The organism is Arthrobacter bambusae, from assembly GCF_022606295.1.
GTDB classification, from domain to species: Bacteria; Actinomycetota; Actinomycetes; order Actinomycetales; family Micrococcaceae; genus Arthrobacter; species Arthrobacter bambusae_A.
The window spans coordinates 37,372-59,494 of record NZ_JAHHZS010000002.1 but is presented as its reverse complement, the minus strand read 5'-3'; the positions used below and the strand labels follow the sequence as shown (position 1 = coordinate 59,494).

Sequence of the window (22,123 nt, the reverse complement as noted above, 5' to 3'; positions counted from 1 at the left end):
AATTCTCCTTCCGCCCGACAACCACGCCTATTCTCACACGCCCTTGTGGTTGGCCAAGATCCGGTTCCCACGGGCCCACACCGTGTAAAGGTCCGCGAGGATCGCCGAGTTCGCCGTTTCCATCTCCGTAATGGTGATTTCTTCGCTCCCCTGCTTTCCAAACAGCACCACTTCGTCTCCGGGAGAGACGTCCGCAATGTCGGTCACGTCCACAACCATGGAGTTCATTGAGACAAGGTCGACGACGGCGGCCCTGCGGCCCCGGACGAGGACGCCGCCTTCGCGGGCCAGGACGCGCCGGTAACCGTCGCCATAGCCTGCGGTCACCGATGCCAGCCTGGAATACCGTTGCAGGGTGTGAGTGAGCCCGTAGCCCACTTTGCTGCCGGCGGCATAGCTGTTGACGGAGGCCACCCTGGCCTTGAAGGCAAGGCACCGTTGAAACTGGCCTGCTGCCGGATCGGAATCACCGTAGAGCACAGCCCCCGCCCGGACCATGTCCAGCCAGGAGCCGGGTACGTGCAGCACCGCATAGGAGTTGGCGCAGTGAATCAGGACATCTTCCCGGGGCGTACCGGTGATCCGGAGCAGTGTCATCGCTTGGCTTTGAAAGCGACGGAGGGCTTGCTCGATATGCCGGTTGTCATCTTTGGGGAAGTGGGTCATGATTCCGGCCAGCCGGAGCCTCGGGTGGCTGAGGATTCCGGCCGCGCACGCCCGGCCGGAATCGGAAGAGACATCGAGGCTGTGCCTGCTGATTCCCGAAGAATTGATGTCGAGGTGGATCTTTATCGTTTTCCCCGCCTCGGCGGCGATATTCTGCATCTCCCAGGCGCTCTGCGGGTCGCAGACAAGTTCTTCGATGTCATGGTCCAAGCCGGCGGCAACCTCTTGGGGTGCGGCCGCACGGACGCGAAGGATCCTGCCGTCGAAACCGCAGCGACGCGCGACTGTCGCCTCCTCGTTGCTTCCGATTCCGAGGAACGGAACGCCAAGGCGAACAAGGGAGGGAACTAGGAGATCAGCGCCGTGGCCATAGGCATCAGACTTCACCACGGCGCAGAGAAGCGCCCGCTGGTCAATCATCCCCAGGACATTGCGGACATTCGACTCGAAGGCGTGGGCATCAATCTCCAACCAGTTGCCCACTTGTTGAATCAGGTGTTGTGAATTCATGAATTTTCCGTTGGACGGCTTCGCGGCCGGGATACGAAGGTCCCCGGCCGCGAAGCTGAATGGAAGATGCTGCTATGCCAACCCGGCTGCGCGTGCCTTGCGTCCGTACTTGAAATGGAAGAAGGCGTAACAGGCTCCCACAAAGGGGACTCCAAAGTAGAGCGCAGCGATCTGGTTAGGGTCGAACGCAATGCCGATCAACGAAATGAAGCAGAGCGAAAACGCCAAAATCGGAATCAGGGGGAACAGCGGGGCTTTGTAGGGCAGGCTGGCGACGTTGCCGCCGTTCTTGACGAAAGCCCTTCGGTGGAAGAAATGTGATGCGGCGATGGACATCCACACGCCGACGACGGCGAACCCTGCTACCGACACGAGGGCCAAGTACACCGTCTCGGGCGCGGCCACGCTGCTGATGAGTGAGGCTAGTCCACCCACCATGCTCACGGAGAGCGCAACCATGGGGATCCCCCGCCGGGTCAGCTTTCGCAAAGCCTTGGGCGCATGTCCCTCGTCGGCGAGCGAGTACAACATGCGCGCACAGGAGAAGAGCCCGCTGTTGCCGGCGGAAAGAAGGGCGGTGATGATGACAAAGTTCATCGCGTCGGCGGCAAAGGGGATACCGATTGAGGAAAAGACCGTCACGAACGGGCTCTGGTCCAGGCCGACTTGGTCGAACGGGATGGTGGCGGCGATGACCGCGATGGCTCCGACGAAGAAGATCAGCAGGCGGACAACAGTGCTGCGCATGGCTTTGGGAATGGTCTTGGCTGGGTCCGCCGTTTCGCCTGCGGCAACGCCGATGAGTTCTGAACCGGAGAAGGCGTAGAACACTGCAAGCGCCGTGACAAGAACACCGGTAAATCCGTTGGGGAAGAGGCCGCCTGTGGTGTTGAAGTTCTCAAGGAGGAAGGGATGATTGCCGGTCTCGCTCAGCGGGTGGAAACCAAACAGCGCAGCGCCGCCGAGCACGATGAGGACGATGATGGCGCCGACTTTGATGATGGCGAACCAGAATTCCGATTCTCCGAAGAATCGCGAAGAGACGGCGTTGAGACCGAAAAGCACGGCCGCAAAGATCACGCACCAAACCCACACGTCGATGCTTGGAAACCAACGCTGCATGAGGAGGCCTGCCGCCGTAAATTCAGACCCGATGGCCACTGCCCAGCAAAGCCAATAGAGCCAGGCCGTGGTGAAGCCCGTGGCTGGCCCGATCGAGCGCGATGCGTAGATGTGGAAAGCTCCCGAGACGGGGTATGCAATGGCAAGTTCGCCAAGGCACGCCATCACCAAATAGACCACGAAGGAGCCAATCAAGTAGGCGATGACCGCGCCGAGCGGCCCGGCTTGGGAGATCGTGTAACCGGAACTCAAGAAGAGCCCTGAGCCGATCACGCCACCCATGGCGATCATCACCAGATGCCGGGGTCCCATGGACCGGCGAAGCCCGGATTCGGACGACGGCGGGGCTGGGCGCTGCTGTTCTAGCGTGACGGGTGATGAGGATTCCATGGTGTCTCCCGGGTCAGTGGTCATTGGTCATTGGTCAGATCAAAATGCGAAGGTGCGCGTGACCTCAAGGGGGGATCGAAAGGTCATCCGGATGGCCGGAGCCGCGCAAGGCGATGGTGATGAAGATAACACAGCTGGGCTCATTTGGTCATTAAAAACATTTGACCATGCATATATTGCACGCATGTTACTGCATGTGTGCATGTCGAAACGGCATGTGGATGGTCACTTCGCCCTATTCTTCGGCCGGAATCACATGCCCCGACTGACATGGAAAGCAGTGAACATTGGAACACCGATGTAACTGACTGAAGGAGCACCATGACCAGCTATGACATTGCCCTGATCGGCTTTGGCGGCGTCAACAGGACCCTGGCCGAACTGATAGCAACACGCGGCGAGGCACTTCGATCCGAACTGGGCTTCGGCCTTCGGGTCGTTGCCATCACCGACCTCCGGCTCGGATCCCTGGTCCGGCCCGAAGGCATTGACCTCTCCATGGCCCTGGCCCTCGGCGGCGGGAGCGAGACCTTCGCCGAACACGGAGGATCTGCGGACACCAACAATGAGTCGGTCATCCGCACCTGCACCGCCGACATCATCTGCGAAGCCACCTTCACGAACCCCGACGACGGCGAGCCGGCAGTCTCGCACGTGCGCTGGGCACTCGAATCCGGTAAGAGCGTCTGCACCACGAACAAGGGCCCCGTTGCCCTTCGCGGTGCCCTGCTCACTTCCTTGGCCGAACAGAACGGCGCTCACTTCGAGTTCGAAGGAGCCGTCATGAGCGGCACACCCGTCATCCGCTTGGCCAAGAAGATGTTCGCGGGCCTCAAGCTAAACGGTTTCGAAGGCATCCTCAACGGCACGAGCAACTATGTCCTCGGGCGGATGGAAGCCGGCCTTGATTTCGAAACGGCCGTCAGCGAGGCGCAGGAACTTGGCTACGCGGAGGCAAACCCTGCCGCGGACATCGAGGGCTACGATGTCCAGCTCAAGGTCCTCATCCTCGCTAACGAATTGCTCGACGCGGGCATCGAACTCAAGGACGTCCAGCGGCAAGGGATCTCGACCGTCACGGCCGAAGATGTCCGGAAGGCGTCCCAGGACGGACGCCGCTGGAAGCTCGTCGGTTCGGCCCGGCGGAATCCTGACGGGACCATCACCGCAGGCGTAGCCCCCATCGCACTCCCCCTCGACCATGGACTCGCCGGGGTTTCAGGCGCGACGAACGCGGTGTCTTTCGACACTGACCTCCTCGGTCCGGTCACCGTCTCCGGACCCGGAGCCGGTCGCGTCGAGACCGCCTATGCCTTGCTATCGGACATCATCGCGATGCACGCAGCCAAGGCAGGGGCACCCGCACATGTCTAGCACCACGCTTTGCGCCCAGGAAACCAAAATGCCGCAGTTCCGTGAAGTAACGAGTCCCTACGACGGCAAGGTGGTCGGTGCAGTTCCGCTGAGCGATGCCACCGCCGGCGAAGCAGTGCTCAACGTGGCCCGGACCGGCGCACGGAAGGCACAAGCCCTCTCCCGCAACGCACGCGGAAAAATCCTCGATGCCGCGGCTACGGACATCGAGCACAGAAACGATGAGTTCGCACAGACCATAGTTGCCGAGTCCGGAAAAACCATTCGCCAGGCACGAAAGGAAGTGCTGCGAGCTGTCAACACACTAAGGCTTTCCGCCGTCGAAGCACGCAGGAACGCCGGCGAAGTCATCCCCTTTGACTCCTATGAGGGTTCGGAGGACCGGACGGGGTGGTACTCGCGGGAACCGCTTGGCATCATCGCAGCGATCACGCCCTTCAATGACCCCCTCAACCTGGTGGCGCACAAGATCGGTCCGGCCATCGCTGGGGGAAACGCCGTCGTCCTCAAGCCCTCGGCCCTGACTCCCCTGTCGGCGCAGCTGCTCGCGGACGCCCTGGTGGACGCCGGGCTCCCCCAAGAGGTCCTGACCGTGATTCACGGTGACCGGGAGGTGGCCGAAACCATCATCCGGTCCAGGGATGTGAGAATGGTGTCCTTCACTGGCGGGTTCTCCACTGGAGAAAGCATTGCCCGCGCCGCCGGCCTGAAGAAGCTATCCATGGACCTCGGCGGAAACGCGCCAGTCATCATCCTGAGCGACGCCGACATCGACGACGCCGTGGAATCCTGTGTCTCCGGAGCGTTCTGGGCCGCTGGCCAGAACTGCGTAGGGGTACAGCGGATCCTCATAGCCACATCGTTGTATGCTGACTTCCGCCAGCGCTTCCTGGACGCGACGGCCCGCCTGGTTGCCGGAGATCCGTCGGATGAGCGGACGGACGTCGGCCCGATGATCAGTCGGGCCGCGCTGGACCAACTCCAAGCCAAGCTGGATGAGGCGATCCAGGAGGGCGCAACTCTTCTCGCTGGCAACGTGGCGGAGGGCAATGTGCTTCGGCCGACTGTCCTGGAGGCCGTCCCGGCGGACAGCAGGCTCTGGAAAGAAGAAGTGTTCGGGCCTGTAGTCATGCTGCACGCCTTCAACACCTTCGAAGACGCCATCGACGTCGCAAACGCCATCGACTTCAGCCTGCATGCCGGCATTTTCACGGATTCCCTGGGCAACGCGATGGAAGCGGCCAGGCGGCTCGATGCAGGCGGGGTGATGATCAATGATTCTTCGGACTACCGCTTTGACGGCATGCCGTTTGGAGGGTCCAAGTACGGAAGCATGGGCAGGGAAGGGGTCCATTTCGCCTATGAAGAGATGACCCAGCCGAAAGTTGTCTGCATCAGAAACGCGAAGCCATGAAAACCCGCAACGAAGCTGATTCGCTGGGAAAAATTCTTGTACCAGAGAGCGCATACTGGGGGGCGCATACCGCCCGCGCGCTGGGAAACTTCACCATTAGCGGCATCCCCATCTCCTCCCACCCTCACTTGGTTCGCGCTCTGGCAATGATCAAGAACGCCGCAGCGCAGGCCAACTGCGAACTCGGCGTGCTCTCGCCCCGGCAAGCAGCAGCAATCCGTGAATCCTGCCAGGAAATCCAGGACGGGCTGCACCACGAACAGTTCTGCGTCGACGTCATTCAAGGCGGCGCGGGAACGAGCACCAACATGAACGCCAACGAAGTGATCGCGAACCTTGCCCTGGAAAGACTGGGCCACCGCCGCGGCGAATACCAGCACTTGCACCCCATTGACCATGTCAATCGATGCCAATCGACCAATGACACCTATCCAACAGCAATTAAACTGGCCCTCATTTTCGCGGCTGCGGAGCTCAATCAGGAACTCGGCCACCTCGCTGAAACCGCCAGAAGCAAGGGTGCCGAGTTCGGCGCGGTCGTGAAGATGGGCAGGACCCAGCTTCAGGACGCTGTCCCGATGACCCTTGGCCAGGAGTTCAACGCCTTCGCCGCCACCTTGGAGGAAGATCGCTCAAGGCTCCTTGAGTCCACCGAGCTGATGCGTGAGTGCAGTCTGGGCGCCACCGCCATCGGCACCGGCATCACGGCCGAACCCGGCTATCAGCGATTGGCGCTGCGGGCACTCTCTGAGATCTCCGGCGTCGCACTCGTTCCTGCCGCCGATCTGGTCGAGGCGACGTCCGACGTCGGGGTTTTCATGCACATGTCGGGCATGCTGAAAAGGACGGCAATCAAATTGTCCAAAATCAGCAGCGACCTTCGCTTGCTGTCCAGCGGCCCGCAAAACGGCTTTGGTGAAATCACTTTGCCTCCCCGCCAAGCCGGGTCGTCCATCATGCCGGGGAAGGTCAATCCTGTTATTCCGGAGACGGTGAATCAGATCGCGTTCGCCGTTGCGGGAGCCGACACAACGGTCACCATGGCGGCAGACAACGGCCAGCTCCAGCTCAATGCCTTCGAGCCGGTTATCGCGCATGTCCTCCTTCAAGGCGTTTCGTGGCTCAAACAAGGAGCACACATTCTCCGGACGCACTGCCTGGACGGCATCGAAGCGAACGTGGAGCGTATCGCGGGCCAGACAGCAGCGTCCGCCGGCCTTGCAACAGCACTGGTACCGGCCATCGGCTACGTAGCGGCAGCTGAAGTAGCCAAGGAAGCCCTCCGGGACCGATCAACCATTCTCGACGTGGTCACGGAAAGAAAACTCCTGGACCGGGCCGTTGCTCGATCGATCCTTGAATCCGCTGCGTTTCCAGCCAAGGGCACCCACATGAAAGCGGTTTGACCACTAAGTGGTCACGCGGTCGGATCCACATCACGTCGGATGAGACTGGAAAGCGTCATGGCCGTCACCGTATCCGTGACACCTGGAAGGGCGGCAATTTGCTCCCAAATCTCCTGGACTCTCTCCAAGGACCGGGCTTCAAGCCTTACCAGAAGATCAAAGTCACCACTGACGACGTCGCACAAGACCACTTCCGGAATCGAGCGCAAAACGGTGACGACGTCTGAACCACGCACTCGGTCTTTCCTGTAAACCATGAGGAAAGCCGAGACAGGACTTTGCCCCGATGTGCCCGCAACCACGGTATATCCCTGGATATATCCTTGCCGTTCCATCCGGTCGACCCGCTGCCGCACGGCATTCCTTGAAAGCAGGACTTTGGTCGCCAGTTCGGCATGACTAATGCGTGCATTCTTGGTGAGCTCCGCGAGGATCCTCTGGTCTATCTGATCAAGACTCACTCGGCCGATGTCCACCCTTCAAAAAGTAAATTCTCGTGCACAACCCAAGCAGAACCAGATCCACGACCGAAAGCTCCAAAAAGATGATACTTCCGCATCACACACGCCCGCCGTTCGGCGGCATCACCTGCGTCCTGTTCGACATGGACGGAACGCTCATCGACTCAGCCTTAGGTGTTACTTCGAGTGCCGCCCAGGCCTTGGAATCCGTAGGAGCGACTCTCCCGTCACCGGATGAACTGCTCAGGTTCGTCGGCCCACCGATGGTGGACTCATTCAGAACAGTCTCCGGGCTGGATGAAGCGACTGCCCAGAGAGCCCTCCAACATTACCGCAAGGCATACGCGGATCACGGCGCGGAGCAATCCAGTCTGTACGAAGGGGTCATCGAGTTGCTGGAGCAACTGCAGTTGGCCGGAATCCCCATGGCTGTTGCTACCTCCAAAGTGGAAGATCAAGCACTGCGACTCGCGCGACGCTTTGGAATCGAGAGCAACTTCATCAACATTTGCGGGGCATCGGACGTCGAAAGAAGATCGACCAAGCCAGAAGTCATCGGTGAAGCGCTGCTCCGCCTCGCCTCCGAGGGCGTTGACATCTCCACTCCGGTAATGGTCGGCGATAGAAGCTACGATGTCGCGGGCGCAGCCGAACACGGAATTTCCACGTTATTCGCGCTCTGGGGATACGGGGGAAAAGAGGAAGCGTTGCACGCTGCCGCCGTTGTCACCTCACCCGCAGCCTTGCTACCGATGATCCTGGCAGCAGCGCCACCCCTAGTCCCCCGGCCCCGCGTCCGCTAGTCTGCTTTCACGGCCTGCCAGGCCCGCAGTTCAGGCATCAAGGACGATCATGAGGAGCAAGAATGGCTGACCACACATATAGCGTTTCCGAAATTGTCGGAACTTCGTCCGAGGGCGTCGACGCCGCCATCAGGAACGGAATCGCGGCTGCGAGCCAGACCCTCCGGAACCTCGACTGGTTCGAGGTCAAGGAAATCCGGGGCCACCTCAACGAGGGCGCCGTCGCCGACTGGCAGGTAACCATCAAGCTCGGCTTCCGCCTCGAACGCTAGAAACCTCGAGCGTTAGCCCGCTAACCCCAAAACGACAATGGCCGTCAGCCTTTCTGTGGAAAGGCTGACGGCCATCGGTTGCGAGGCTGGACTCACCCGCGGATCCAGACTTGGACGGGGTCACCGCCACAGAGGAGTCGCCGGCCACGGCCGGCAAAATCGATCCATAGGAATTCGTGGTCGGAAGAAACTTCGTCCACAAGGCCGGCGTCGAAACCCCATTTGTCCTCGTGGATCCAGACGGTTTCGCCGCGGCTGAGCTCCGACCATTTCGACGGCGGCAGGCGCAGTGCCGCTCCAACGGGCCGTTGCGCCGACGTCGTGAAGTGGCTTGGGCCCCAAGCGCCCAAGGTTTCGGGGCTCATCGGGACTCGACGACCAGGTACTGGCGGTGCCACACCGTTGCCGCACCGTTGTGGGCCGGGAAGACGTGGCCTTCGAAGAACGTGTGCACCACGTGGGGTTCACCTTCGGGGCTCCACTGGCCGGATGCCGGGCAATGCGAGCCCGTGGATCCCGCGGACCCGGTGGTTGCCCGCTCCCTCAGCAGCGCGATGCGTTTCATCCTTGAATTCCATCCTTGGTATGCGAAAAGGTCTGGATTCAGCGTAAACGCGATTCAAAAGCCGACCAATGGGCACATAGACAAAATCACACCGATTCACTATGCAGCAGCACAGTGACGTGGAGCACTTTTGGCTGAAATCCGTTCAGCTCTCGTCCATAGCGTGGCGTTCGGACAGCTCCGCGCTCGTCGTCGTTCCCGCACCAAACGCCGTTCCAGCACCGTAACTGCCCAGCAACTTCAGGGCATCGTCCGACGGCGAACCCGCCTTCGCGGAGTAGACCCGCAGGACCTGGTCCGGGTCCTCCGGCAGGGCCAGGTTCTCGAAATTCAGTTCCAGGTCCCCCACCGTGGGGTGGTGCAGGCGGACCGTGCCGGCCGAGCGTGCCGCGACTCGATGCCCTGCCCACCATTGACGGAAATGTTCGCTGTTCACTGCCAGTTCGCCTACGAGCTGGTTGGCTTGGGGGTCGTCGGGGTGCCGCCCGGTATCCGCCCGCAGGGAACCGGCGGCTTCTGCGGCGACCGTCTTCCAGTCCCGGAACAGTTCGCGTGCGTGGGGGTCCAGGATCAACCAACGCGTGAGGTTCCGCTCAGCCGGCGGCATGGACGGAAAGTCGGCAAACAACAGGACTGCCATGCGATTGGCTCCGAGCACGTCGCTGCGCCGACCAAGCAAAAGCGCCGGAACGTCGCCCACGGCGTCCAGAAGTTGACGCAAGGCCGGCCGCACCCGTGGTGCGGGAGTCGGCGTCTTGACAGTCGACGCACAGTGCTCCAGCAGGTCCATCATGTGGGTGTGCTCGCTTGAATCCAGGCGAAGTGCCCTCGACACCGATTCAAGGACTGCCCGGGACGGATGGATGTGGCGTCCCTGTTCGAGCCGCGTGTAGTAGTCCGTGCTGACGTCGGCCAAGCGCGCAATCTCTTCCCTGCGCAGCCCGGGAACGCGGCGCGCGCCGGAAGCTTCCGGCAACCCTGCATCCTCCGGCGACATCCGGGCACGCATGGCTTTGAGGAACTTTCCAAACTCGGCGCTTTGACCCATGTCCCTATTCTTCCTTCCGGAGGGCCCTGTTTCTACGGCCAAGGTAGGACTGCGAGTCCTAGGAAAAACAGGGGGCGTCAAAACTACTGCTTGTTGTGCCGAAACTGCATAGGCTCGAAAAAGCCAGCCAGGCAATCCACCCACCAGCGACGAAAGGGCCGGACATGTCCAAAGCTCAGAATTCCACCGTTCCCGGGCTCGTCCTGAATAACTCGGTCACCATCCCCCAGCTCGGCTTCGGCGTCTTCCAGGTCCCGCCTGCCGAGACCCAGAAGGCCGTCGAGGACGCCCTTGAAGCCGGGTACCGGCACATCGACACCGCCGCGGCGTACCGGAACGAAGCCGGCGTCGGTGCGGCAATCAAGGCTTCCGGCATTGCCAGGGAGGAACTCTTCATCACCACCAAACTCCGCAATGGCGAACAAGGCCGTGCCGCGGCGGCATTCAACCACAGCCGCCGCGAACTCGGCCTCGACGTCATCGACCTCTACCTGATCCACTGGCCCGTGCCGTCCCAGGGCTTGTTCGTGGACGCGTGGAAGGCCCTGGAAAAGATCCATGCCGACGGCGGCGCCCGGGCCATCGGGGTGTCCAACTTCCTGCCCGAACACCTCGATACTCTCCTGGCATCGGCCGACGTCGTTCCCGCCGTCAACCAGATCGAACTGCACCCGACCTTCCAACAGCGGGAACTGGCCGCGAAGAGCCGCTCCTACGGAATCGCCGTCGAGGCCTACAGCCCGCTGGGGCAGGGAGCAGACCTTGGGTCGGCAACAGTCACCGAGCTTGCCGAAGCGCACGATGCCACCCCGGCCCAGATCGTGCTGGCCTGGCACCTCGGAACTGGCAACATCGTCATTCCCAAGTCCGTCCACCCGGAACGGATCCGCCAGAACCTCGCAGCGGCGGCGCTGCAGCTTTCCCCCGAGGAATTGGCGGCCATCAGCACGCTCGACGACGGTACCCGCCTCGGCGCCGACCCCGCCGTCGCGTCCTTCAGCCAGATGTAAACCCACCACAGCGTAAGGAAACCTAAACCATGCAGTACACCCACTTGGGCCGCTCAGGCCTCAGCGTCTCCCGCCTGTGCCTCGGAACCATGAACTTCGGCCCTCAGACCGAGGAATCGGCAGCGCACTCCATCATGGATTCCGCGCTGGACTCCGGCATCAACTTTTTCGACACCGCCAACGTCTACGGCGGCACGCAGCACCGGGGATGGACCGAGGAAATCCTGGGCCGCTGGTTCGCCAAGGGCGGCGAGCGCCGCGAGCGCGTCGTCCTGGCCACCAAGCTCTACGGAACCATGACGGACCGCCCCAATGAGTCCAAGCTCTCCGCCCTCAACATCCGGCGCGCCTTGGACGCAAGCCTCAAGCGTCTTCAGACGGACTACATCGACGTCTACCAGTTCCATCACGTGGACCGGAACACGCCGTGGGACGAGATCTGGCAGGCCATCGAGGTTGCTGTGCAGCAGGGCAAGATCCTGTACTCCGGAAGCAGCAACTTCGCTGGCTGGCATATCGCCCAGGCCCAGGAGGCTGCCGCACGGCGCAGCTACAACGGACTCGTGAGCGAGCAGTCGATCTACAACCTGCTCACGCGGAACGTCGAACTGGAAGTCATCCCGGCCGCCCAGCAGTACGGCCTCGGGTTGATCCCGTGGTCGCCTCTACACGGCGGCCTTCTGGGCGGCGTGCTGAAGAAGGACCGCGACGGCGTCCGTCGCCTTGAGGGCCGCGCGGCCGAAACGCTGAAGAAGCACGAAGACCAGATCCGCCAGTACGAGGACTTCGCCGACGATCTCGGCCAGCAACCCGGCGACGTCGGCTTGGCCTGGTTGCTGCACCAACCGGCCGTGACCGCACCGATCGTGGGTCCACGCACGCAAGAGCAACTGGATGCCGCCATCAGGGCTTTGGATGTCACCCTCGACGCCGATGCCCTCAAGCGGCTCGACGACATCTTCCCGGGCCACCGGACGGCGCCCGAGGACTACGCGTGGTGACGTCGGCACCGTTGCGCCTGCTGTTCATCGGCGGGACGGGGACCATCAGCGCGGCGGCGGCGGAGCGCGCCGTCGCGCTGGGCCACCGGCTCACCATTCTCAATCGCGGACTGAGCTCGGAACGGCCGGCTCCCGCGGGCACGGAACTGCTCCAGGCAGACATCCGCAACCCCGCCGAGGTGGCGGAGGTGCTGAGCGGCCGCGAGTTCGACGCCGTCGCGGACTTCATCTCCTTCACGCCGGAGCATGTGGCCACCGCCGTGGAGTTGTTCCGCGGCCGGACCGGCCAGTACGTGTTCATCAGTTCAGCGTCGGCCTACCAGAAGCCGCCCGCGCACTTGCCGATCCTCGAGTCGACCCCGCTCAGGAACCCGTTCTGGAAGTACTCGCAGGACAAGATCGCGTGCGAAGACCTGCTAGTCCGGGCCTACCGCGACGAGGGATTCCCCGTCACCATCGTTCGGCCCTCGCACACTTATGACCGCACGCGGATCGCCCTCCTGGGCGGCTGGACGGACATCCATCGGATGCGGGAAGGCCTGCCTGTGGTAGTCCACGGCGACGGTACCTCGCTGTGGACCCTCACCCATGCAGATGACTTTGCTGTCGCTTTCGTTGGTCTCCTTGGCCGGCCGCAGGCTGTGGGTGAAAGCTATACCATTACCTCGGACGAGGCACTCCCGTGGGACCAGGTCTACCGGCTCTTCGCCACCGCGGCAGCGGCGCCGGAACCCGAACTGGTGCACATCGCCTCGGACACCATTGCCGCGCACTCCCCGGAGCTAGGCCCCGGGCTTCTCGGGGACAGGTCGCATTCCGTGGTCTTCGACAACACCAAGATCAAGACCCTGGTGCCCTGGTATCGGGCAGAAATTCCCTTCGCCGCGGGCGCACGGGAGATCGTCCGGTGGCATGATGAACATCCAGGCATCAAGCACGTGGACCAGGACTTCATGAAACTCAGCGATCAACTGGTCCAATGGGCGCGGAGGCCGATCTAGCAACCGAAAGGACAGGACCATGGCACTTGCTCCGACCGTCAGGCTCAATGACGGTAATGCCATTCCGCAGATCGGCCTCGGAACCTGGCCGCTCGACGACGCCCAGGTCGCCGCGGCGGTGGTGTCCGCCGTCGGGCTTGGCTACCGGCACGTCGACACGGCGTACCGCTACGGTAACGAGGCCGGCGTCGGGCAGGGCGTGCGGGATTGCGGCCTCCCGCGCGAGGAACTGTTCATCACCACCAAACTGGACGGCACGCATCAAGGCCGCGATCGTGCCGTCGAGGGGCTCGAGGGATCCCTCAAGCGGCTCGGACTGGACTACGTGGACCTCTTGTTGATCCATTGGCCGCTCCCCCAACGGAATGAATTCGTGTCCACTTGGGAGACTTTCGAGCGGCTCCAGGCTGAGGGGAAGGTGCGATCGATCGGCGTGTCCAACTTCAAGCCCTCGCATCTCGAGCGGCTCCTCGAGGAAACATCGGTGGTGCCGGCCGTCAACCAGATCCAGATCTCGCCGTCCATTACCCGGATCAACGAGCGGGCATTCAATGGCAGCCATGGCATCGCCACGGAATCGTATAGTCCGTTGGGGGCCGGCCGCGATCTCCTGAACGCGCCGGTGTTGGCCGCGATCGGGAAGAAACACGGAAAGACTCCGGGTCAGGTGGTGCTGCGCTGGCACGTCCAGGAAGGGCTCGTTGCCATCCCGAAGTCCGCCAATCCGCTGCGCATGAAGGAAAACCTGGACGTTTTCGACTTCACTTTGGATCACGACGATCTGTCCGCGATCGCTACTTTGGACGCGGGTGCCGATGCCGGAGTCGACTCGGACGTACAGGGACACTGAGGACGGCATGGCAGAGGACATCGAGGGAACGCTCATCTGGACAGGTGCGTACACCGTGGACAGCGACGGGATCGGAACGGGCATTGGGGCGGTTTCGGCCCGGGGAGGTGGCCACCTGAGTTGGCTCGGCACTGCCGTCGAAGCACCGTCGCCGTCGTTCCTTGCCGTTCACCCCGCGCTGCCCGTGGTCTATGCGGTAGCCGAGGCCGCCCAGACGGTCCGGGCATACCGGCAGGCGGGGCCCTTCGTCCTTGAACCCTTGGGCGAGGCCTGGCCGGCTGGGTCTGCGGCCTGCCACGTCGCCGTCGACCCTTCCGCCCGTTTCATCGTGGTCAACTGTTGGGGCGACGGCAACGTGCTGCTGTACGGGCTCGACGACGACGGCGGCATCACCTCGCGCTTTGCCGCGCCGCCGGCGAAGGACCCGTACGCCGGCGTCGACGGAGGCATCGACATCGCCACAGGCGGCCCCAGGGTGAGCCGCGCCCACGCAAGCCTCATGCTCGAGGACGGCCGGATCATGACCACCGACCTCGGGTTCGACCTTGTGCGGGTGTGGAACTACTTCCCGGACAGCGGCCTGCTCCCGGACCACCAGGTGGCCCTCCCCATGGGCAGCGGTCCGCGGCACTTGGTCCAGCACCCCTCTGCCGACGCCGTGTTCGTCCTGACCGAATATTCCATCGAGGTCGCAGTGCTCTTGCCCGGCGGGGACGGCCGCTTTGCGCTCCACCATCGCGGTCCTGCGACGGCGGGTGGATCCGCGGACGGCGACGCAGCAGCGGAAATCGCGCTGTCCCCGGACAATCGCTTCGTCTACGCGGGCATCCGCGGCTCGAACCGGATCTCGGTACTCGCCGTCGAAGGCAGCGGAACCCGGCTCCGGCCCGTGGCGGACGTGCCCAGTGGTGGTGACTGGCCCCGACACCACCTGGTCCGCGACGGCTGGCTCCACGTGGCACACGAGCGATCCAACCAAGTCACAACCTTGGCCTTGGACCGTGCCACGGGCATCCCGGGCGAAGTCCTCGAGCAGCTGAGCGTAGGTTCACCCACCGCTTTGGTCATCGCGACCTGAGTTCACCCATCCATGCGTGAGATCTCGGCGTTTTCGCGACCCGAAAGAGGCGAGATCTCACGCCTCGATGCGGTGCCTAACCCCGCACAGCCTCGTCCACGGCAGCCAGCAGGGAGTTGAACCGCGGGTTGGCATCAAGGTCATCAATCAGTACCGCGCGGCCGTGGTCGTCGGCCAGCGGCACTTGCCAGTTGGGGTAGACCTCCGACGTCGTTCCCGGCTGGTTCTGCACGCGCCTTTCGCCCACGGCATCCACCAACGCAACGCCCAACAGGACTGAGGGCGCGAGGGCCAGCAAGCGGTGGAGCGCCTCAATGACTTGCTCTTCGCCCAGCGCTTTTCCGTCGGCCGGCAAGAGGCCCTTTTCCTGCAGCAACCCCATCATCTTGTCCAGGCCGGCCTCGTGCTCGGCCCGTTCCTCGGCCACGCTTCGTTCGAGCAAACCCAGTTTGCTCCGGAGTTCCACGTGATCGCCGGCGAGGTACCCGGCAGTCGGCGGGAGGTCGTGGGTGTTGACGCTTGCGAGGGCCCTCGTTCGGTACCGTTCGGGCGGGAGAGGCGAGTCGCCGTCGTACTCGAACCAGAGGATCGACGTGCCCAGGATGCCGCGGGCCGCAAGGTAGTCCCTCACCCACGGCTCGAAAACGCCCAAGTCTTCGCCGATGACCACCGCGCCCGCGCGGTGCGCTTCCAGAGCGAGGATGCCGATGAGGGCCTCGTGGTCATAGCGGACGTAGGCGCCGTCGCGGGCGGAGTTGCCAGCGGGCACCCACCACAAACGGAACAGCCCCAGGATGTGGTCCACACGGATTCCGCCGGCATGGCGGAGGACGGTGGAGAGCATCGCGCGCAGCGGCGCGTAGCCCGCCTCGGCCAAGCGGACCGGGTGCCATGGCGGCTGGTTCCAGTTCTGGCCCAACTGGTTGTACATGTCCGGCGGTGCGCCCACACTGACGCCCGGCGCGAAGCTGCTGCGCAGGGTCCAGGCGTCGGCGCTGCTCAGGTCCGCCCCGACAGCGAGATCGTGCACGACTCCCAGCCTCATGCCGGATCGCTTCGCCGCGGCCTGGGCCGACTCGAGCTGCTCATCGCAGATCCACTGCAGCCAGCGGTGGAAACCAATCCGATCGGCCAAGGCCTGCCGCATCGCCTCAACCTCGGGCGAGCCAAGGGTGGCCTCGGGTTCCTGCCAGAAGGGGTCGTCCGGCGAGCGGTCCTCGCGGATGGCGCACCAAAGGGCGAAATCGTCCAGGCCCGCACCGGACTCCCGGCAGAACTCCTCGAAGGCGCGCTGCCGGGCAGGAGAAAGCTTGACGGTGTGAAGGAGTTCCAGTGCAGCGAGCTTCGCGGCGAAGATCTGGTCCCGGTCCAGCCGTTCCGCGTCCTTGTTGAGCGCGTGGACGTCATCCAACAACCGGTCCACCGTGGCGCGCTTGCGGGGTTTTACATATGCCAATTCGGGAATTTCTTCAATGCGAATATAAATGGGGTTGAAGAACCGCCTGGTGGACGGAGAATACGGCGACGCTTGAACCGGAGGCACAGGGTCCGCGGCGTGCAGCGGATTCACCAGGATGTAGTCGGCCCCGCGCGCCCCGGCCAAGGACGCCAGATCAGCCAAGTCCGCGAAGTCCCCGATACCCCATGAGCGCTTCGAGCGCACCGAGTACAGCTGCGTGGCGAGTCCCCAGCCCCGCCGCTCTTCCAGCTGTGCTGCCGTCTGCAACGTGGCCGGAACCACGGCCAGCGCCGCGGTGGCCGTCACGCCGTCGGACTCGGCCGTGAGCGAGTGCCAGCCGAGCGGCAACCCGGCGGGCACCTCAAACGTGGCACGGCCTGTGGGCACTCCATCCACGTCGCGCGAGGGCGCCCAATCCTCCTGCTGGGTGGCTTCGCGTTCCGTTCCGTCCTCGAGCGAGATCGACAGCCGGGCCGGCGAACCGTCGCGGACGTGGACGTGCACAGCCGCGGTCGTTCCCTCTTGGACGACGACGGCGGGCGGCAGCATCCGCCGCCACGGCGCCACTTCTGCGTCCACGAGGGCCGCCTCGATCTGCTCGTTGGAATGGGCCGTAACCCCGAGGGCGCCCAGCACTTGAATCAACGTGGTGGGCGAAACGTCGTGTTGCAGCCCATCCCAGCCATGGAACGACGTCCCGACGCCGTGAGCATCCGCGAGCCGGTGAAGCAGGTCCTCGTCAGTGGCGGGGTTCATAGCGATGGGCTTCGCCGTGGTGTCGGTGTCCTGCTGGATGGGGGTGTTGGTCATGTCCGCCTCGTCTGCGATGTGATTCGTCCGAACGTTCATACCGCCCCGCGTGCAACTCGAGCGAGGCAACTGGTTCCGATTATTGCAGGGCAGTGCGGGCCGTCCCAGTAATTCCGGCAGCATGACGCCCCACCCCGGGACGCCCGCTCACATATACGCCCCCAAACCCAGACCCCCGCTCACCTCATGTGAGCGAGCGTCGGTCGTGGAACCGACATAGGTGAGCGAGCGTCTGAAATCTCAAACGCTCGCTCACCTATCGGCACCCGAATCCAAACCCTCGCTCACCTACGTCTGGGCGCGGTGTGGTACATGATTGAGCCATGGACGCCATCGACGCGCTCAACGAAACCGCCTTCTGGCTGGAACGGGAACTGGCGGACAGCTTCAAGGTCCAGGCCTTCCGCCGGGCCGCGGGCGTCATCGCCGGCCTGAGCCAAGAGGAACTGGCTGCCCGGGTCAAAGATGGCCGCCTCAAGCGGACCAAGGGAATCGGCAGCCGGACCTTCGAGGTGATCAGCCAAGCCCTGAGCGGCGCTGTTCCTGACTACCTCGAGAATCTCCGCCGTCGTGGCGCCGAGCCCTTGGTCAACGGTGGGCACGAGCTAAACGCCGAGCTCCGGGGTGATCTGCACAGCCATAGCAACTGGTCCGACGGCGGCTCGCCGATAGAGGTCATGGTGACCGCTGCGAATATTCTCGGACGGGAATATCTCGCTTTGACCGATCATTCCCCCAATCTCACCATCGCCAACGGACTCAGCCCCGAGCGTTTGATGGAGCAGCTCACGGTCGTGGATGGGATCAACAACGGGCAATCGTCCAGCTTTCGGCTATTAACCGGAATCGAAGTGGACATTCTTGAAGACGGCGAGTTGGATCAGTCCGCGGAACTGCTGAGCCAACTCGACGTTGTGGTGGCCAGTGTCCACTCGAAGCTCCGATCAGACAAACGGTCGATGACTCGACGCATGCTCGCCGCTATCGAAAACCCCCATACGAACGTCCTTGGTCACTGCACCGGCCGCTTGGTCAAAGGATCACGAGGAACACGGCCCCCATCGGAGTTCGACGCAGAAGAAATATTCGCGTCGTGCGCGGAACACTCAGTCGCGGTCGAGATCAACTCGCGGCCTGAACGCCAGGACCCGCCGGACGAATTGATTCGTATTGCCCTCGATGCCGGCTGCCTTTTCAGCATTGACAGTGACGCGCATGCCCCGGGCCAGCTCGATTTCCTGCAATATGGTGCCGAGCGCGCGGGAGCCAACGGCGTACCCGCCGATCGGATCATCACAACATGGCCGGTCGATCGGCTTCTCGAGTGGCTCCAGCCCAAGCCGTAGCCCGCCGTCGCCGCCAACTATTTAATGCCCGACGGCGACTTCCGCACCCAGTGCCGACCCCCGCCGTCGACCCCCGGCGATACAACTGCAGGAGGGTTGACAAAAATTGCCCCAAAAGAGAGCGAGCGTCGTCGATTTTCCCGGCATAAGTGAGCGGGCGTCGTCAGAATTCGGGTTATAAGTGAGCGGGCGTCGTCAGGGCTTCCCACGGAGCGCTGCGCGGACCCGGAACCGCACGGCTGCGACCACCCAAACGACGACGAACAGCCCAATCAGCACCAGCCCGGCGTCGCCGAGGTCTATTTCGCCCAACCACGTGGTGACCGGATCGCGCAGCCCGAAGGCCGCGTTGAGGAAACCACCCAGCGTGATGACCGAGATGAAGAGCGCCGAGAAGGCCGAGATGCCAGTGATGATCGCATTGAATCCAAGCTTGCGCCGGGGATCGTTGATAGCCGACTTGTACATACGCATCATGGCCACCCCGTTGACGGAATCGCAGAGGGTCATTGCCGCGGTGAAAGCCAGCGGTAGTGCCAGGAGGGCGAGCACGGACACTCCCGCAAGCGAGGCCGCCGTCGTAAGCACCAGCAGCCCGATGGTGGTGGCGGTGTCGAATCCGAGGCCGAACAAGAACCCGATCACGTAGATGCTCCGCGGACGCTGGACCTTGGACAGCGGCTTGGCCAGGAGGCGCGCGATGAACCCTTTGGTTTCGAGGTCGTCGACGGCGATCGCGCCACCGGCCTGGGCGGCGCGGTACAACTGCATCGTACGAAGGAACGCAGACCCGTTGAAGATACCCATGGCCAGGAGGAAGATCCCGGAGACGCCGCTGCCGATCAGCCCCAGCACGAGGTGTCCGGTGGTGCCGTCCTCCATGAGCTGGCCCACGAGGCTGGCGCCGCCGACCACCATTACACCGGCCAGGATCACCACGGAGCTGTGGCCTAGGCTGAAGGCAAAGCCGACGCTTACTGGGTCCTTGCGTTGCGCCACGAATTTTCGCGTGGAATTGTCGATCGCGGCGATGTGGTCCCAGTCGTAGCTGTGCTTTATGCCGGCCACATAGGCCGTCAGCACGAGCCCCAACGCCAGCGGCTGCCCGCCACCGGCGCCACCCACCAACAGGAGCACGACGGCGCCAAGGTGCAGGAGGACGACGGAGCCGAACATGAACGCGAGGCGCGATTTCATCGGGAGATGCTCACGCCGGCGGTACATCGAGGCAAGTTCCGCGAGTGACGTCATCAGTACTTCCTGAGGTTCAGCGGGGCCCTGCCGTACCAGCTTTCGCGCAAGAGGCCGGTACAGGCGCCCAGCAATCGATTCAGTTCCTCGGTGCTGTTCGAAAGGGACCGCAGGACCAGGCCCGTTGTGCCCGCGATGCTCCGACTCAGGGACAAGCCGGAGTACGCGTCATACCCTGCCGTCAGCCGGTGCAGTTGATCGGCGAGCGCCTGATCAACCCGCGGATCCACCACAACGAGCGAACCCAGGTGGCTGTACCCCTCCATGAAGCCCAACCCGGTCACATCGCCCAGGGGCGGCCGGATCAGGAGGTTGTCGAGCGCGAGCAGCGCCGCGCCGTCGTCGCCCTCCACCTGGATCTCGTTCCGGAGGCGCAGTTCCCGGTACTTGAAAGAAGCACCGTCCGGCGACCAGCCCGGAGTGATGACTTCCGCCATGACCAGGCTCGACGTCGGGCGCACAGTGATGCGCGTATTCTGCCGATAACTGGCCTCCCGGTAGGCGATGAGCTGGTCCGGAGCCAACTCCAGCTCCGCCCCCTCCCCCAGCCGGATTGTCATCCGCTGCTCGGCAAACGATTCCGGCGTCCGATAGATCTTCGTGGCCGACTGCGTCGTCAAGAGCAGAGAGGCCCCATCCTCGACCTCGACATCCACAACATAGAGATCCGCCCCCAAATACGCCCCGCCCGGATTGACCATGACATAACAAACCTGTCCCGACCCATCCAAGTAATGCGGCCTCAACACCCGCAAGGCACCCTGATGAAACTGCTGCACGGCCACGGATCGACCAGCACGCAAGGCGACCCGCAGGCTGAGCTCGCCCCGCGGCGAGTTGCTCGAAGAGGCGGCGAAGCCGGATTTGGGGGCCGCGGCGTGGCGGGCACCGCGAAGCGGGCACGGCCCCAAATCCGGCGGAGCCGCCGGAGGTGACCCATCCGCCGGTGAGAGCTCAGCCGCCGTAGCCGTCGTGCTCATTGGGCCAGATCGAGCATCAGGACATCGTGCCGCATCCATGCGATGACCTTGTCGAGCCCTTCGTCGGTCTTCAGGTTGGTGAAGCAGAACGGCTTGTCGCCGCGGAATTCCTTGGAGTCCCGCTCCATCACTGACAGGTCTGCGCCGACGAACGGGGCGAGGTCGGTCTTGTTGATGATGAAGAGGTCCGACTTGATCATGCCTTGGCCGGCTTTGCGGGGGATTTTTTCGCCCTGTGCGACGTCGATGATGTAGATCGAGAAGTCCACGAGTTCGGGGCTGAACGTTGCGGAGAGGTTGTCGCCGCCGGATTCGACGAAGATGACCTGCAGGTCCGGGTGGCGTTTCTTGAGTTCCTCGATGGCGGCCGTGTTCATGGAGGTGTCTTCGCGGATGGCGGTGTGCGGGCAGCCGCCGGTTTCGACGCCAATGATGCGGTCCTCGGGCAGGATGCCGTTGGCCGCGAGGATTTTGGCGTCTTCGATCGTGTAGATGTCGTTGGTGATGGCGGCCATGGAGATTTCCCGGCTCATGTGGCGGGTCAGGCGCTCCACGAGCTGCGTTTTGCCGGCACCTACCGGGCCGCCGATGCCGATCTTGATGGGTTCAGACATGTGTCCTCCTTTGGTTCTAGCTCATGAACATGCGTGCACGTTGCCATTCGTGCCGCATCTGCGAAATTTCCAGGCCGGGGCTGACGGCTCCGAAGTCGTCCCAGCCGAGGTGCCGGACATGTTCGACGGCGGCAGCGACGTCGTCGTGCGCTTCGCGCAGCAGCCGCTGCCCGGAGTTCTGGCCGAGCGGGATGGCGCGCACGGCGTTCTGGGTCAGGGAGGTGACCGCCGCGAAAAGGTACCCGGCCAGCGCTTCTTCGAAGGGCACGCCCAGCGAGCGCGCGACGACGGCGAACGCCAGCGGCTGATGGCCGGCGGCCCGGCCCGTGGTCACCAGAGTCCGGTACGCCTCCAGCTCGGCCGACCGAAAGACTTCGGTTCCGATCTCGATCAGCCGCCCGCCCATTTTGGTACTGGCCTCCCGCAACTGCCGAGGCAAGAGCTGGGCGCTCAAATGAGCATCCAACTCCCCCACACTCACCCCTTCATAAAGGAACCGAAAGCCCAAACCATCGGAATAAGTCAACTGCTGCCCCACAAACGCAGCCAGCCAGGTGCCGAACGAGGCTTCATCGTGAACCAACCCGCGGTCAATGTACGTCTCGAATCCAAGAGAATGCGCAAACGCCCCAGTAGGCAACGCGGAGTCAGTGAGCTGCTGCAACGCAAGCTGATAAGAAGCCATGCCACCC

The 22,123-nt window shown here is 63.2% G+C and carries 22 protein-coding genes; 11 read left to right on the top strand and 11 right to left on the bottom strand.

The genetic code is table 11. The annotated features are described in order from the left end of the window. Positions 1-33: 33 nt before the first annotated feature. Together alr and KNN17_RS01615 are read right to left on the bottom strand one after the other, a co-directional pair. Positions 34-1,176, bottom strand: a complete 1,143-nt coding sequence (gene alr / locus KNN17_RS01620; RefSeq protein WP_241707195.1) for an alanine racemase — start codon at positions 1,174-1,176, stop codon at positions 34-36. Between the two features lie 72 nt (positions 1,177-1,248). Beyond that, complete coding sequence (locus KNN17_RS01615) at positions 1,249-2,688, bottom strand: amino acid permease (protein WP_241707363.1); 1,440 nt, start codon at positions 2,686-2,688, stop codon at positions 1,249-1,251. A 321-nt stretch (positions 2,689-3,009) separates the two neighbouring features. Here KNN17_RS01615 and KNN17_RS01610 point away from each other — a divergent pair, with 321 nt between their 5' ends. Genes KNN17_RS01610 through KNN17_RS01600 form a run of 3 tightly spaced genes read left to right on the top strand, consistent with a single transcriptional unit; the run spans position 3,010 to position 6,882 of the window. After that, positions 3,010-4,062 carry a homoserine dehydrogenase gene (locus KNN17_RS01610; RefSeq protein ID WP_241707194.1) on the top strand — a complete coding sequence of 351 codons (1,053 nt, stop codon included), beginning with the start codon at positions 3,010-3,012 and terminating at the stop codon, positions 4,060-4,062. Next, positions 4,055-5,476, top strand: coding sequence for an aldehyde dehydrogenase family protein (locus KNN17_RS01605; protein ID WP_241707193.1), 1,422 nt, complete (start codon positions 4,055-4,057; stop codon positions 5,474-5,476). Before KNN17_RS01610 ends, KNN17_RS01605 begins: the two co-directional genes overlap by 8 nt. Further along, complete coding sequence (locus KNN17_RS01600; protein ID WP_241707192.1) at positions 5,473-6,882, top strand: aspartate ammonia-lyase; 1,410 nt, start codon at positions 5,473-5,475, stop codon at positions 6,880-6,882. Before KNN17_RS01605 ends, KNN17_RS01600 begins: the two co-directional genes overlap by 4 nt. Positions 6,883-6,893: 11 nt before the next feature. Here KNN17_RS01600 and KNN17_RS01595 read toward each other — a convergent pair whose 3' ends face one another. Continuing rightward, the gene (locus KNN17_RS01595) at positions 6,894-7,352 is read right to left on the bottom strand and encodes an Lrp/AsnC family transcriptional regulator (RefSeq protein ID WP_241707362.1); all 459 of its coding nucleotides are present in this window, start codon (positions 7,350-7,352) and stop codon (positions 6,894-6,896) included. Between the two features lie 74 nt (positions 7,353-7,426). Here KNN17_RS01595 and KNN17_RS01590 point away from each other — a divergent pair, with 74 nt between their 5' ends. After that, positions 7,427-8,146, top strand: coding sequence for an HAD hydrolase-like protein (locus tag KNN17_RS01590; RefSeq protein WP_241707191.1), 720 nt, complete (start codon positions 7,427-7,429; stop codon positions 8,144-8,146). 62 nt (positions 8,147-8,208) lie between these two features. Continuing rightward, positions 8,209-8,418, top strand: a complete 210-nt coding sequence (locus tag KNN17_RS01585) for a dodecin (protein WP_241707190.1) — start codon at positions 8,209-8,211, stop codon at positions 8,416-8,418. 92 nt (positions 8,419-8,510) lie between these two features. On the opposite strand, the gene KNN17_RS01580 is transcribed toward KNN17_RS01585, so the two are convergent. The 3 genes from KNN17_RS01580 to KNN17_RS01570 all read right to left on the bottom strand — a co-directional run bounded on the left by KNN17_RS01580 (position 8,511) and on the right by KNN17_RS01570 (position 10,031). Beyond that, positions 8,511-8,783: a hypothetical protein gene (locus KNN17_RS01580; RefSeq protein WP_241707189.1), complete on the bottom strand. Its 273-nt coding sequence runs from the start codon at positions 8,781-8,783 to the stop codon at positions 8,511-8,513. Next, the gene (locus tag KNN17_RS01575) at positions 8,780-8,983 is read right to left on the bottom strand and encodes a hypothetical protein (protein WP_241707188.1); all 204 of its coding nucleotides are present in this window, start codon (positions 8,981-8,983) and stop codon (positions 8,780-8,782) included. Before KNN17_RS01575 ends, KNN17_RS01580 begins: the two co-directional genes overlap by 4 nt. 145 nt (positions 8,984-9,128) lie before the next feature. Further along, complete coding sequence (locus KNN17_RS01570) at positions 9,129-10,031, bottom strand: helix-turn-helix transcriptional regulator (protein WP_241707187.1); 903 nt, start codon at positions 10,029-10,031, stop codon at positions 9,129-9,131. 164 nt (positions 10,032-10,195) lie between these two features. Between KNN17_RS01570 and KNN17_RS01565 the strand changes: the two genes are divergently transcribed. The 5 genes from KNN17_RS01565 to KNN17_RS01545 are packed head-to-tail and all read left to right on the top strand — an operon-like array spanning position 10,196 to position 14,971. Continuing rightward, positions 10,196-11,041, top strand: coding sequence for an aldo/keto reductase (locus tag KNN17_RS01565; RefSeq protein WP_241707186.1), 846 nt, complete (start codon positions 10,196-10,198; stop codon positions 11,039-11,041). Between the two features lie 29 nt (positions 11,042-11,070). Further along, positions 11,071-12,042: an aldo/keto reductase gene (locus KNN17_RS01560; RefSeq protein WP_241707185.1), complete on the top strand. Its 972-nt coding sequence runs from the start codon at positions 11,071-11,073 to the stop codon at positions 12,040-12,042. Continuing rightward, positions 12,036-13,043: an NAD-dependent epimerase/dehydratase family protein gene (locus KNN17_RS01555; RefSeq protein WP_241707184.1), complete on the top strand. Its 1,008-nt coding sequence runs from the start codon at positions 12,036-12,038 to the stop codon at positions 13,041-13,043. Before KNN17_RS01560 ends, KNN17_RS01555 begins: the two co-directional genes overlap by 7 nt. Before the next feature lie 19 nt (positions 13,044-13,062). Next, on the top strand, positions 13,063-13,893 hold the full coding sequence (locus KNN17_RS01550) for an aldo/keto reductase (RefSeq protein WP_241707183.1): 831 nt from the start codon (positions 13,063-13,065) through the stop codon (positions 13,891-13,893). Between the two features lie 7 nt (positions 13,894-13,900). After that, positions 13,901-14,971, top strand: a complete 1,071-nt coding sequence (locus KNN17_RS01545; RefSeq protein ID WP_241707182.1) for a lactonase family protein — start codon at positions 13,901-13,903, stop codon at positions 14,969-14,971. Positions 14,972-15,047: 76 nt separating this feature from the next. On the opposite strand, the gene malQ is transcribed toward KNN17_RS01545, so the two are convergent. After that, entirely contained in the window at positions 15,048-17,240 is a 2,193-nt protein-coding gene (gene malQ, locus KNN17_RS01540; RefSeq protein WP_372489599.1) for a 4-alpha-glucanotransferase, read from the bottom strand. A 323-nt stretch (positions 17,241-17,563) separates the two neighbouring features. Here malQ and KNN17_RS01535 point away from each other — a divergent pair, with 323 nt between their 5' ends. Next, complete coding sequence (locus tag KNN17_RS01535) at positions 17,564-18,586, top strand: PHP domain-containing protein (protein ID WP_241707181.1); 1,023 nt, start codon at positions 17,564-17,566, stop codon at positions 18,584-18,586. A 195-nt stretch (positions 18,587-18,781) separates the two neighbouring features. Here KNN17_RS01535 and KNN17_RS01530 read toward each other — a convergent pair whose 3' ends face one another. The 4 genes from KNN17_RS01530 to KNN17_RS01515 are packed head-to-tail and all read right to left on the bottom strand — an operon-like array spanning position 18,782 to position 22,116. Then, positions 18,782-19,837: a HoxN/HupN/NixA family nickel/cobalt transporter gene (locus KNN17_RS01530; RefSeq protein WP_241707180.1), complete on the bottom strand. Its 1,056-nt coding sequence runs from the start codon at positions 19,835-19,837 to the stop codon at positions 18,782-18,784. Next, positions 19,837-20,817 (bottom strand): urease accessory protein UreD, encoded by a 981-nt coding sequence (locus KNN17_RS01525; protein ID WP_372489598.1) that lies wholly within the window; start codon positions 20,815-20,817, stop codon positions 19,837-19,839. The genes KNN17_RS01530 and KNN17_RS01525 overlap by 1 nt, the downstream gene beginning before the upstream one ends. Then, positions 20,814-21,431, bottom strand: a complete 618-nt coding sequence (gene ureG / locus KNN17_RS01520; RefSeq protein WP_078106937.1) for an urease accessory protein UreG — start codon at positions 21,429-21,431, stop codon at positions 20,814-20,816. Before ureG ends, KNN17_RS01525 begins: the two co-directional genes overlap by 4 nt. Before the next feature lie 16 nt (positions 21,432-21,447). After that, positions 21,448-22,116 carry an urease accessory protein UreF gene (locus KNN17_RS01515; RefSeq protein WP_241707179.1) on the bottom strand — a complete coding sequence of 223 codons (669 nt, stop codon included), beginning with the start codon at positions 22,114-22,116 and terminating at the stop codon, positions 21,448-21,450. Positions 22,117-22,123: the final 7 nt, after the last annotated feature.